This is a genomic window from Bacillus sp. 196mf (genome assembly GCF_003217275.1).
Lineage (GTDB): Bacteria > Bacillota > Bacilli > Bacillales > Bacillaceae_G > Bacillus_A > Bacillus_A thuringiensis_S.
The window spans coordinates 29,834-42,976 of sequence record NZ_QJTG01000014.1 but is presented as its reverse complement, the minus strand read 5'-3'; the positions used below and the strand labels follow the sequence as shown (position 1 = coordinate 42,976).

Genomic DNA, 13,143 nt, shown 5'->3' with positions numbered 1-13,143 from the left:
GAGGTATGACTAATTTAGCTGTAAAGTACAAACAACAAGCGCAAGAAGAGGTGCAAATTCAAACGCCCCCACAGCAGATGGCTAAGCCGAAGGTTAAAGCGAAAATTACAAGAATCGAAAAACTGTTGTATGTAGCGTTTATTGGCTTTTTATTGTATGCCTGTGTCGCGTTTATTGGAAATAAAGCAGGCCTTTATCAAGTTAATGTAGAAGCAGCGACGATAGAAGAAAAAATTGTACAGCAGCAAAAAGAAAATCAAGAATTACAAGCTGAAGTAGAGAAGTTAAGTCGCTATGAACGAATCGCTGAAGTTGCAAAAAAACATGGGCTAGAAATTAATGCGAATAATGTGAAAGGCCTCAAATAAGGCAATAGGTGTGAAGGAACGATGAAGAATATGACTAAATTTCATACCAATAAGGGAGCAGGTTATTTTATGATATTTTTCCTCCTGCTCTTTTTGCTGTTATTAGCCCGATTTTTTTACATACAATCAACAGGAACAGTTCATAATCAGGATTTAGATGCACTTGCTAAACAAAAGCATAGTAAAACAGGAGTTCTTGAAGCGAACCGAGGAACCATTTATGATCAAAACGGTCATGTGTTAGCGCAAGACGCAAACTCTTACAAAATGGTAGCTGCACTAAAAGGTGCTAACTCAGTTGAGAATAAAGAAGATACTGCAAAGAAAATTGCAGGAGTACTTGGAAAAGGCGAAGAGGATATTTTAGCCACGTTAAATAAAGATAAAAGTCAAGTGGAATTTGGGAAGATAGGTAAGGGCTTGACGAAAGAAAAGAAAGAACAAATAGAAGCATTGAAATTGCCAGGGGTTTCTTTTATTACCGAAAATGCGAGAGTTTATCCAAATGGTGATTTCGCATCTTATGTTATAGGGCATGCGAAACCGAATGAAGATGGAATTGCAGTAGGTCAATTTGGATTAGAAAAAAGTTTGGATAAATATTTAGGAGCTTCAAATGGAGAGGTAGCTTATACAGGTGATCGTAGGGGGGTATCTCTTGACGGTGGGAAAGTGAATGTGAAGGCACCTAAAAATGGAGATAATGTATATTTGACAATGGATCAACGTATTCAAAGTTATTTAGAAGACGCGATGAAATCGGCGAGTCAACATTATGAGCCGGAAAGTTTAATTGGAATTGTGGCGGATCCGAAAACGGGGAAAATATTAGCAATGTCTAGTAAACCTAGTTATGATCCGAACATAGAGAATAATAAATATTTTTATAATGACGCAATTGCCAATGCATTTGAACCGGGATCAACAATGAAAATTTTCACGTTAGCGGCAGCTATTAATGAAGGTGTGTACAAAGGGCAAGATTATTATCAGTCCGGGACATATCAAGTCGGAAATAGGAAAATAAAAGATCATAACGGTGGTGCTGGTTGGGGCTCTATCACGTTTGATGAAGGGGTAGAGCGTTCTTCAAACGTAGCGTTTGCAATTTTAGGAGATCAAAAACTTGGTCCAGAACGTTTCCGAAAATATATTCATAGTTTTGGATTAGATGAAAAAACGAACATTGATTTATCAGGTGAAGGATCGAATACAATTTTATTTGATCAGCAAATACAACAAGTGACAACAGCTTTTGGACAAGGTTCCACTGTAACACCAATTCAGCTTGTACAAGCTGCAACGGCCATTGCAAATGATGGGAAAATGATGAAACCTTATGCAATTGATAAAATTGTAGATCCAATAACAGACAAAGTAAAATTAGAACATAAGCCAGAAGAAGTAGGAAAACCTGTTACAAAGGAAACAGCAGCGCAAGTAAGACAGTTATTAGAACGTGTTGTTACATCTCCGAAAGGTACAGGGACAGCTTATAAAATTGATGGATATTCAGTTGGTGGTAAAACAGGTACAGCGCAAATTCCGGATGGAAAAGGCGGCTATATGACAGGAAGACAGAATTATATATTCTCATTCTTAGGTATGGCACCAATGGACGATCCACAACTTGTTGTGTATGTAGCTGTTAAACAGCCGAAATTAAAAGATGATGAGAACGGCGCACAACCTTTAGCTGATATTTTTAAATATGTAACAAAAAATAGTTTAGAGTATTTAAAGATTAAGCCAAATGAAGTGAAAGATCCGAAAAAACATCTGAAAGAACAACAAACTACTGTTCCAGATGTAACTGGTAAAACGATGGCTGAAGCGGGGAAAGCGATTGATAAAGCAAAACTTCGTCCAATCGTACTAGGTGAAGGGAAAGTACAGCAACAAGTACCAAAAGCGACTGAACAAACATTAAAAGGCGACCGAGTCTTCTTGGTAGGAGATAAGCCTACAATGCCAAATATACAAGGATGGGCACTGCGTGATGTTATGAATTTAGCGAAGACATTACAGCTTAACTTGAAACCTTCTGGTACAGGATACGTAACAGAACAAAGTGTGGCGGAAGGAACATTATTACAACCTGGTACAGAATTAGGTGTCACACTCGTACCGCCACTCGAACCACAACAAGAAGCAGAAAAGCCGTAATGGTAAAAGAGAAGAAGTTCTAATTAAATAAGTACAAGCATATATTGGAACAAGCTAGGCGTAAGGGAGGCTTGTTCCGATATGCGTGTATCAAATGTAACAGTTAGAAAACGACTTATTTTTATACTTATATCAGGTATACTTATTTTCACTATTATCGATATTCGTCTTGGATATGTGCAATTTTTTCTTGGGAATATGTTAACGGATCGTGCGAAAGATTCATGGAGTCGTAATATTACTTTTGAACCCGAACGTGGGAAAATTTTAGACCGAAATGGTGTGGAACTTGCCACGAATAAAAGTGCTCCAACTGTCTTTGTTGTACCAAGGCAAATTGAAAAACCAGCAGAGACTGCAGAGAAGTTAGCTGCAGTATTAGGTGTGGAAAAAGATGAGATTTATAAAAGAATTACAAAAAAAGAATCGATTGTAAGGTTAGATAAAGGCGGAAGGAAAATATCACATGACAAAGCGAAAGAAGTACGAGGATTAAGTTTGAAGGGCGTGTATATCGCAGAGGATTCTATCCGGTACTATCCATTTGGAAACTTTTTATCACATGTATTAGGTTTTGCTGGTAGCGATAACCAAGGTCTTATGGGACTAGAAAAATATTATGATAAAGAGCTAAATGGAGACAAAGGTCATGTGCGTTTTTTTGCAGATGCGAAAGGGCAAAGGATGCCTAATGTTGGTGATGATTTCAAAAAACCAGAAGCCGGTTTAAATTTAGGATTAACAATCGATGCGCGTATTACAAGGATTATGGAAAGAGAAATGAATATTGCGGAGTCAACTTATAATCCAGACGGTATGATTGCAATTGCAATGAACCCTAAAAATGGTGAAATTTTAGGGATGTCTAGTCGGCCGAGTTTTGATCCAGCGGATTTTCAAAGTGTCTCTCCAGAAGTGTATAACAGAAATCTACCTGTGTGGAGTACGTATGAGCCTGGTTCAACATTTAAGATCATTACCCTAGCTGCAGCATTGAATGAAAATTTAGTAGACTTAGAGAAGGATACGTTTTATGATGATGGAGCAGCTGAAGTCGGTGGAGCTAGATTGAAATGCTGGAAAGCAGGAGGTCATGGCAGTCAAACGTTTTTAGAAGTCGTTCAAAACTCATGTAACCCGGGATTTATTGAACTTGGTGATCGCCTTGGTAAAGACCGATTATTTAAATACATTCGTAATTTTGGTTTTGGGCAGAAGACTGGGATTGACTTGCAAGGTGAAGGCAGTGGGATTTTATTTAATTTAGATAAAGTTGGTCCAGTAGAGCAAGCGACAACTTCATTCGGCCAAGGGGTTTCTGTTACACCAATTCAACAAGTAGCAGCTGTAGCGGCGGCTGTAAATGGTGGAACATTGTATCAGCCGTATATAGCTAAGGAGTTTATTGATCCGAAAAATAATCAAGTTGTTAGTAAAAAGACACCTGTTGAGAAAAGAAAAGTTATTTCCAAGGAAACTTCAGAAAAAGTTCGTTATGCATTAGAGAATGTTGTAGCGAAAGGTTCTGGTAAAGGTGCTTATATTGATGGATATCGTGTAGGTGGAAAAACGGGTACTGCTCAAAAGGTGAAAGATGGTAAATATTTAGAGAATAATTATATTGTATCTTTTATCGGATTTGCTCCAGCGGATGATCCAGAGATTGTTGTGTATGTTGCTGTTGATAATCCAAAAGGGGTTACACAGTTTGGTGGAGTGGTAGCAGCTCCAATTGTCGGGAATATCCTTCGAGATGCGCTTCCTGTTATGGGAGTGAAACCGAGAAAAGAACAAGTTGAAAAAGAATATAAATGGGGCGATACACCAACTGTGGAAGTTCCGAATTTAATTGGAATGAAAAAGAAAGATTTACAAACACAACTCGTCGATTTGCAGCTTGATATAAGTGGAGATGGAGAGAAAGTAATTAAGCAATCACCAGAAGCGGGAGCTAAAGTAAAAGAAGGCTCAAAAATTAGAATTTACTTCGGGAATTAAAGGTAACATAGTACGTTTTATGGTACAATTGGTGGAAGTGAGTTCTTTATAGAACAGTTACTTAACTTGAGACAATAAGTGTCTCAGTCATAAATAGGCCAGTAGCAATTACCTCCTTATATAGGAGGTAATGTGTTGCTTACTGAAAAAAAGATAAATAAACAATGTAGAGAGGGTTTAGTGAAATGAAGTTGCATACACTTTTATCATGTTTGCATGATTTTCCAGTTGTTCCAAAAGAAAATCCAGAAATCACATCTATAGAAGCTGATTCACGTAAAGTGAAAGAAGGAAGCTTATTTGTATGTATGAAAGGATATACGGTTGATAGCCATGATTTTGCTAAGCAAGCAGCGGCACAAGGAGCGGCTGCTATTGTTGCGGAAAGACCAATTGATGTTGACGTTCCAGTTGTACTTGTGAAAAATACTTTTCGTTCGTTAGCGGTTTTAGCTGATTATTTTTATGGTCAACCGACACACAAGTTACATTTAATCGGAATTACAGGTACAAATGGAAAGACAACAACATCGCATATTATGGATGAGATTATGCGAGCACATGGTCATAAAACAGGGCTAATTGGAACGATTAATATGAAAATCGGTGATGAAACATTTGAGGTGAAAAATACAACACCAGATGCACTAACACTTCAACAGACGTTTTCAAAAATGGTTGAACAAGGTGTGGACAGCACGGTAATGGAAGTTTCGTCACATGCGTTAGATCTTGGTCGTGTACACGGATGTGATTACGATGTAGCGGTGTTTACGAACTTAACACAAGATCATTTAGACTATCATAAAACGATGGAAGAATATAAACATGCAAAAGGGTTACTATTTGCACAGCTTGGCAATAGTTATAATCATAATCGTGAAAAGTACGCTGTGCTGAATAGCGATGATAATGTAACAGAAGAGTATATGAGAAGTACTGCAGCAACTGTTGTAACATATGGTATTGATACAACAAGTGACATTATGGCAAAAAATATCGTTATGACGAGTGGCGGAACTACATTTACCCTTGTCACACCGTATGAAAGTGTAAATGTTACGATGAAATTAATAGGTAAATTTAATGTGTATAACGTACTTGCAGCAACAGCAGCAGGACTTGTTTCGGGTGTGAAATTAGAAACAATCATTGCTGTTATAAAGGAACTAGCTGGGGTTCCAGGGCGTTTTGAAGTTGTTGATGGAGGACAAAATTATACAGTTATTGTTGATTACGCACATACGCCGGATAGTTTAGAAAATGTATTAAAAACTGCAAAACAATTTGCAAAAGGTGATGTGTATTGTATCGTTGGTTGTGGTGGCGATAGGGATCGAACGAAGAGACCGATAATGGCAAGTGTTGCAACAAAATATGCAACTCATGCAATTTACACATCAGATAATCCAAGAAGTGAAGATCCAGCGGCTATTTTAGATGATATGGTACATGGTGCAAGTGGAAATAATTATGAAGTGATTATTGATAGAAAAGAAGCGATACACCATGCAATCACTAAAGTAAAAGCAGATGATATCATTATTATTGCTGGTAAGGGTCATGAAACGTATCAAATTATTGGTAAAGAAGTTCATCATTTTGATGATCGAGAAGTTGCGAAAGAAGCAATTACAGGGCGTTTAAACAACGAAGAGTAACAACGTGAGAGGAGGACTACATGTGCTTGAGCAAGGTTTATTAGTAACGGCTGGGGTAGCATTCTTAATTTCTGTTGCCCTTTCGCCATTGTTTATTCCATTTTTAAGAAAATTAAAGTTCGGACAGAGTATTCGTGATGAGGGACCAAAGTCACATCAAAAAAAATCAGGGACACCGACAATGGGTGGTATCGTCATATACGTATCTATGATGGTAACTTCACTTATTATGGCGATTAAGTTTAATTATTTAGGTGCAGAGGTTTCGTTATTACTATTAGTGACGTTTGGTTACGGATTAATCGGATTTTTAGATGACTACATAAAGGTAGTTAAGAAGAGAAATCTTGGTTTAACATCAAAACAAAAATTAGTAGGGCAGCTTGTTATTGCTATTGCATTCTTTTTAATTGGAAAAGGGCAAGCGTTCCACACATACATTATGATTCCGGGAACGGATGTTAAGTTTGAATTAGGTTGGGCGTATTTTGTACTTGTACTATTTATGCTTATTGGTGGATCAAATGCAGTTAACTTAACTGACGGTTTAGATGGTTTATTATCAGGAACAGCTGCTATTGCATTTGGAGCATTTAGTATTATTGCTGTGGCACAAGAGCAATTTGGAGTAGCGATATTCTGTATGGCAGTGGTAGGAGCTGTACTTGGATTTTTAGTATTCAATGCGAATCCAGCAAAAGTGTTTATGGGAGATACAGGTTCATTAGCTTTAGGTGGAGCCATTGCAGCTGTAGCGATTTTATTAAAACAAGAATTGCTACTTGTAATTATTGGCGGAGTATTCGTCATGGAAACTTTATCGGTTATTATTCAGGTCATTTCATTTAAAACAACAGGAAAACGTGTCTTTAAAATGAGTCCATTACACCATCATTATGAATTATGTGGTTGGTCAGAGTGGCGTGTTGTTGTGACGTTTTGGTCTGCAGGATTTTTATTAGCTGTGTTAGGAATTTATATCGGGGTGTGGATGTAATTGAAAACTGTAACTGAATTTCAAAATAAGAATATTCTTGTATTAGGCATTGCAAAAAGTGGTTATGCAGCAGCTACATTGTTACAAAAGTTAGGGGCGAATGTCATTGTAAATGACGGAAAGCCTTTAGCTGACAATGTACTTGCTGCAGAATTACAAGCAAAAGGAATGGACGTTGTATGCGGTGGCCATCCTTTAGAATTATTAGAGAGAAATATTTCTCTTGTCGTTAAAAATCCAGGAATCCCGTATTCTAATCCAATATTAGTTGCTGCGAAAGAAAAGCAAATTCCAATTGTTACGGAAGTTGAATTAGCATATCGTATTTCAAAAGCGCCATTTGTTGGAATTACAGGATCTAATGGTAAAACGACGACAACAATGCTGACATTTGAAATGTTAAAAGAAGGACAAAAGCATCCTGTTATTGCAGGGAATATAGGAACTGTAGCTTGTGAAGTAGCACAGGATGCAAAAGAAAATGAAGTTGTAGTTACAGAACTTTCATCGTTCCAATTGATGGGAGTAGAATCGTTCCAGCCTAAAATTGCAGCGTTCTTAAACTTATTTGAAGCCCACTTAGATTATCATGGGACGAAGAAGGAATATGGTTTAGCAAAAGCAAATGTTTTTAAAAACCAAACAGAAAACGATTATAGTGTAATAAACGCGGATGATGCAGATGTGATGGCTTTATCTGCGGATACTAAAGGTCAAAAAATCTTGTTTTCGACAACGAAAGAAATTGAAGATGGCGCGTGTATAAAAGATAACGCTCTTTATTTCAAAGGTGAAAAAGTTGTTGAAGTAAGCGATATCGTTTTACCTGGTCAACATAATCTAGAAAATATTTTAGCTGCGATGAGTATTGCGAAATTATTAGGTACTTCTAATGAAGCAATTACGGTCGTGTTAAAACGTTTTACGGGTGTAAAACATCGTTTAGAATATGTAACAACGATTAACAACCGTAAGTTTTATAATGACTCAAAAGCAACGAATATGTTAGCGACTGAGAAAGCACTATCTGCGTTTACACAACCGATTGTGTTACTAGCAGGTGGGCTTGACCGCGGAAATGAATTCGATGATTTAATTCCGTATTTCAAAAATGTAAAAGCGATTGTAACATTTGGACAAACAGCTCCCAAACTAGTAAGAGCGGCAGAAAAAGCGGGATTAGATATAATTGAAAGTGTCGATACTTTAGATGAAGCAGTGGTGAAAGCTTATGCTCATTCTAAAGAAGGTGATGTTGTTCTTCTTTCTCCAGCGTGTGCAAGCTGGGATCAATTTAAAACATTTGAAGAAAGAGGAGACATTTTTATACAAGCTGTGCATAAACTTATATAAAGTAAATCAAAACATCAGTAGGCTAACACCTACTGATGTTTTGTTACATAGGGCAAAAGGTTCTGCCTAAAGAGGTGGTGTTTGTGGGTAATGAAGAAAACGCCTGATTTTATGCTCATCATCGTAACACTTTCATTGTTGACAATCGGAATGATTATGGTTTATAGTGCGAGTGCAGTTTGGGCCTCTTATAAAATGGGGGACTCATTCTTTTTTGCAAAAAGACAATTACTGTTTGCGGGTCTTGGTGTAGTAGCTATGTTTTTTATTATGAAAATTGATTATTGGGTGTGGCGTACGTATTCAAAAGTAATTTTGCTAGTTTGCTTCATTCTTCTTATTCTCGTTCTTATTCCTGGAGTAGGTCTTGTTCGAGGAGGAGCACGAAGTTGGATTGGGATCGGAGCATTTTCGATTCAACCATCAGAATTTATGAAGTTTGCGATGATTATTTTCTTGGCGAAGTTTTTAGCGGAACGGCAAAAATTGATCACATCTTTTAAACGTGGTTTATTACCGGCTCTTAGTTTTGTGTTTCTTGCTTTTGGGATGATTATGTTACAGCCAGACCTTGGGACAGGAACGGTAATGGTTGGGACATGTATCATTATGATATTTATTTCGGGAGCGAGGGTCTTTCACTTTGCAATGTTTGGTTTGATTGGTGTAGCGGGATTTGTAGGATTAATTGCATCAGCACCGTATCGAATGAAACGCATTACATCATATTTAGATCCGTGGTCAGATCCGCTTGGAAGTGGATTTCAAATTATCCAATCATTACTCGCAATTGGACCTGGTGGATTATTTGGGCTTGGACTTGGACAAAGTAGACAAAAATTTCTTTATTTACCTGAACCACAAACTGACTTTATATTTGCGATCTTATCCGAGGAATTAGGTTTTATTGGTGGTTCATTTGTGTTATTATTATTTAGTCTATTATTATGGCGCGGGATTCGTATCGCATTAGGAGCGCCAGATTTATATGGTACGTTTTTAGCAGTAGGTATTGTGGCGATGATTGCGATTCAAGTAATGATTAATGTTGGTGTTGTAACAGGACTGATGCCTGTTACGGGTATTACCTTGCCGTTTTTAAGTTATGGTGGATCAAGTTTGACATTAATGTTAATGGCAGTAGGTGTATTATTAAATATAAGTCGCCATTCTCGCTACTAAACCCTGTTTATAAGACAGGGTTTTTCGTATGTGTGTAAAAATGCAATATGTATATAGAAATAAATATAATGGAAATAAGAAAAGAGAAGCGGAGGAGTTAGTAGTGCGTGTATTAGTTAGTGGTGGGGGTACTGGTGGTCATATTTATCCAGCTCTTGCTTTAATTAGAGAAATAAAAAAGTTAAATCCAGAAGCAAGATTTTTATATATTGGTACGGAAAATGGACTAGAGAGTACAATCGTTCCAAAAGCAGGTATACCATTTCAGTCTATTGTTATAAGTGGATTTAAACGAAAAATATCATTAGATAATGTGAAAACAGTAATGCGTTTTCTAAAAGGTGTACAGGATAGTAAACGATATATTCGTCGTTTTAATCCGGATATCGTAATTGGAACGGGTGGATATGTATGTGGACCAGTTGTATACGCTGCAGCCAAATTAGGTATTCCAACTATTGTACATGAACAAAATAGTGTACCAGGTGTAACGAACAAATTTTTAAGTCGTTATGTTGATAAAGTTGCTGTTTGTTTTGAAGCAGCTACAGAGCATTTTCCAGAGTCAAAAGTGGTAATGACAGGTAATCCGCGAGCATCAGAGGTAATGGATCAAAATGGAATGAAAGGGAAACGTTCAGTTGGGCTTTCTCTTCCTAAAAAGTCTGTACTTATATTTGGTGGAAGTCGTGGAGCTAGACCGATTAACGATGCCTTCGTTGAAGCAATTGAACAGTTTGGGAACAAAAGCTACGAAATACTATATGTAACAGGTGAAGTACATTATGACAAAGTGATGGAAGCCGTGAAGCAAAAAGGGAACCCGAACAATGTTATTATTAAGCCGTTCATTCATAATATGCCAGAGGTACTAACTGGTGTAGACCTTGTTGTTTCAAGGGCTGGGGCAACAACACTTGCAGAATTAACAGCGTTAGGAAAACCAAGTGTGTTAATACCGAGTCCGTACGTAACAAATAATCATCAGGAAAAGAATGCACGTTCAGTTGTTGATAAAGGAGCGGCAAAAATGTTACTTGAAAAAGATTTAACAGCTGAAACGCTTATTCGTGATATTGATGAGATTTTATTGGATGCACAAACATTACAAAATATGAAGCTAGCTGCTAAGCAACTAGGTATTCCAGATGCAGCAAATAAGCTGTATGAAGTAATGAATAAGCTTGTAAAAAAATAAAGTGAGGCTTTAATCGGTGGGGAGTGATTCTTTCTCGTTGATTATTACCTTTCACTAATCGGATGTTTACTGGCATCCCGATTCTCGCCTAACTTCTTTGTTACCGCCGAATTTTGATTTAGGAGCTGTACTGCCCGTAAATAGAGGGATAACGTTAGGTGAACGCCCTGCATATTATTGTCATAAGGAGACTTAATATGGGGGAGATTGTCTATGGAACAATTAGTAAATGAGCTTATAGAAGCAGACGTTGGTCATGTTTTAGTTAACGAGTCGTTAGCACGTTATACAACTATGAAAATAGGTGGACCAGCGGATATTTTAATTGTGCCAAAGCATGTAGCCGGTATTGAAAAAACATTACAGTTAGTAAAGCAATACAAAACGAAGTGGACTGTAATTGGGCGCGGTTCAAACCTTCTTGTATCTGATCAAGGCATAGAAGGTGTTGTTATTCGTTTAGGAGAAGGATTAGATCACTTAGAGGTCGAAAAACATAAGGTAAGAGTTGGTAGTGGATATCCTCTTATTAAATTGTCAACTTTACTTAGTCGTCAAGGGTTAGCTGGATTGGAGTTTGCAAGCGGTATTCCAGGAAGTGTCGGTGGTGCAGTATATATGAATGCAGGTGCACATAAATCGGATATATCGAGTGTATTATCGAAGGCTCTCATTCTGTTTGAAGACGGTACAATTGACTGGTTAATGAATAAAGAACTGGAGTTTTCTTATCGGGCATCTGTATTGCAAACGAAACGTCCTGGTATTGTTTTAGAGGCGGAGTTTCAATTACAGGCGGGAAAACGTGAAGAAATTGTACGTAGCATGCAAAATAATAAAGATTACCGCCGTGAAACGCAACCATGGAATCACCCGTGTGCAGGAAGTGTATTTCGGAATCCAATCCCACATTTTGCAGGAGATTTAGTAGAAAAAGCAGGGCTTCGTGGTTATAGGATTGGTGGAGCTCAAATTTCTGAAATGCATGGCAATTTTATTGTTAATACCGGGGGAGCTTCAGCGCAAGATGTATTGTCCTTAATTGAATTAATAAAACATACAATTAAGGATAAATTTGATGTAGATATGCATACAGAAGTAGAAATCATTGGAAGATAACGGTTATTCGTTCCGCTCATTATCATTTATGTTATAATAAGAAGATAAGAACGGCATGAGGAACATGCCGTTCTTTATGTTACATAGGGGGATCGTACATGAATAATAGTAAAGTGATTAAACTACAAGATCGTGTACCAAAATTGAAAAATCAAAAGAAAAAAAACAAAAAAAATGTTAATCATCGATTGATTTTATACATATCAATTTTATTTTTATTAGTGCTCTTTTTAATTTATTTTCGGTCTCCGCTTAGTAATATAAAAAAGATTAGTGTGTTTGGAAATCACTATATGACGGATGAGCAAGTAATGAAGGATTCAGGCGTGACATATGATACAAGTTATTTCCGAGTGACAGCACATAAAGCTGAAGAAAACTTAACGAAGCGAAAAGAAATTAAAGCAGTAAATGTAAAAAAACGTTTTCCAAACAAGATTGATATTCATATCGAAGAATATTTAACGATTGGTTATATAAATAAAGAGGGAAAATTACAACCGTTATTAGAAAATGGAAAAACGCTTGATGTACTACCTAATGGAAAACTTCCTGTTGCAGCACCGATTTTCGAACCTTTTAAAGAAGAGAAAATGAAGGAGTTAATCGCTGAACTAGAAAAATTAACACCAGCTATTTTAAAATCTATTTCGGAGATTCGCTATTCACCAACGAATGCGAATGAAGATCATCTTACTTTATATATGAATGAAGGTTATGAAGTGAGCACTACGATTCAAAATTTTGCAAAACGTATGGAAGCCTATCCGCTTATTTTAAAAACAATTGAGCCAGGTAAGAAGGTATTAATTGACTTAGAAGTAGGTGCATATACGAAAGAATTAGGTGCGGAAGAAAAAAAAGAATAGAATGGTAGTTTTCGTTGATTATAGCAGAAAAAACAAAACGAATGTTCTATTATATGTATACGAATTTAGAAGAATGGTTTATTTGATGAAAAATATGTAAAAATTCTTAGATTCATACTAGTATTGGTACAAGTTTCACTTTTCTATGAGTACATCTTAGTGTAGACTTATACTTGGCGGTAAACTTTACACTCGAAATAGAATTATTTCAAGATAAGCAGTTATTCATAGT

At 36.8% G+C, this 13,143-nt stretch carries 10 protein-coding genes; all 10 read left to right on the top strand.

The annotated features are described in order from the left end of the window. Positions 1-5 precede the first annotated feature (5 nt). The 10 genes from ftsL (at position 6) to divIB (ending at position 12,911) form a co-directional block, all read left to right on the top strand. On the top strand, positions 6-368 hold the full coding sequence (ftsL, locus tag ATL10_RS18895) for a cell division protein FtsL (RefSeq protein WP_000182804.1): 363 nt from the start codon (positions 6-8) through the stop codon (positions 366-368). A gap of 30 nt (positions 369-398) precedes the next feature. Next, entirely contained in the window at positions 399-2,534 is a 2,136-nt protein-coding gene (locus ATL10_RS18890) for a penicillin-binding protein (RefSeq protein WP_435051922.1), read from the top strand. Positions 2,535-2,615: 81 nt separating this feature from the next. Then, complete coding sequence (locus ATL10_RS18885; RefSeq protein WP_001266235.1) at positions 2,616-4,532, top strand: stage V sporulation protein D; 1,917 nt, start codon at positions 2,616-2,618, stop codon at positions 4,530-4,532. Between the two features lie 185 nt (positions 4,533-4,717). Continuing rightward, entirely contained in the window at positions 4,718-6,193 is a 1,476-nt protein-coding gene (murE, locus tag ATL10_RS18880; RefSeq protein WP_000766289.1) for a UDP-N-acetylmuramoyl-L-alanyl-D-glutamate--2,6-diaminopimelate ligase, read from the top strand. Positions 6,194-6,215: 22 nt separating this feature from the next. Continuing rightward, a complete protein-coding gene (mraY, locus tag ATL10_RS18875) occupies positions 6,216-7,190 on the top strand; it encodes a phospho-N-acetylmuramoyl-pentapeptide-transferase (RefSeq protein WP_000893060.1) in 975 nt (324 codons plus the stop codon). Beyond that, positions 7,191-8,543, top strand: a complete 1,353-nt coding sequence (gene murD / locus ATL10_RS18870) for a UDP-N-acetylmuramoyl-L-alanine--D-glutamate ligase (protein WP_000860103.1) — start codon at positions 7,191-7,193, stop codon at positions 8,541-8,543. Between the two features lie 90 nt (positions 8,544-8,633). After that, the gene (gene spoVE, locus ATL10_RS18865; protein WP_000753524.1) at positions 8,634-9,725 is read left to right on the top strand and encodes a stage V sporulation protein E; all 1,092 of its coding nucleotides are present in this window, start codon (positions 8,634-8,636) and stop codon (positions 9,723-9,725) included. A 103-nt stretch (positions 9,726-9,828) separates the two neighbouring features. Further along, positions 9,829-10,923, top strand: coding sequence for an undecaprenyldiphospho-muramoylpentapeptide beta-N-acetylglucosaminyltransferase (gene murG, locus ATL10_RS18860; protein ID WP_024927913.1), 1,095 nt, complete (start codon positions 9,829-9,831; stop codon positions 10,921-10,923). A 213-nt stretch (positions 10,924-11,136) separates the two neighbouring features. Beyond that, complete coding sequence (murB, locus tag ATL10_RS18855; RefSeq protein WP_090977174.1) at positions 11,137-12,042, top strand: UDP-N-acetylmuramate dehydrogenase; 906 nt, start codon at positions 11,137-11,139, stop codon at positions 12,040-12,042. Between the two features lie 98 nt (positions 12,043-12,140). After that, on the top strand, positions 12,141-12,911 hold the full coding sequence (gene divIB, locus ATL10_RS18850; RefSeq protein ID WP_001065789.1) for a cell division protein DivIB: 771 nt from the start codon (positions 12,141-12,143) through the stop codon (positions 12,909-12,911). Positions 12,912-13,143: the final 232 nt, after the last annotated feature.

What these genes read in the sequence shown, in the direction of transcription:
- murB (WP_090977174.1), top strand. Translation starts at nt 11,137, where the DNA reads ATGGAACAATTAGTAAATGAGCTTATAGAAGCAGACGTTGGTCATGTT.
- spoVE (WP_000753524.1), top strand. Translation starts at nt 8,634, where the DNA reads ATGAAGAAAACGCCTGATTTTATGCTCATCATCGTAACACTTTCATTG.
- ftsL (WP_000182804.1), top strand. Translation starts at nt 6, where the DNA reads ATGACTAATTTAGCTGTAAAGTACAAACAACAAGCGCAAGAAGAGGTG.
- divIB (WP_001065789.1), top strand. Translation starts at nt 12,141, where the DNA reads ATGAATAATAGTAAAGTGATTAAACTACAAGATCGTGTACCAAAATTG.
- ATL10_RS18885 (WP_001266235.1), top strand. Translation starts at nt 2,616, where the DNA reads ATGCGTGTATCAAATGTAACAGTTAGAAAACGACTTATTTTTATACTT.
- murE (WP_000766289.1), top strand. Translation starts at nt 4,718, where the DNA reads ATGAAGTTGCATACACTTTTATCATGTTTGCATGATTTTCCAGTTGTT.
- ATL10_RS18890 (WP_435051922.1), top strand. Translation starts at nt 399, where the DNA reads ATGACTAAATTTCATACCAATAAGGGAGCAGGTTATTTTATGATATTT.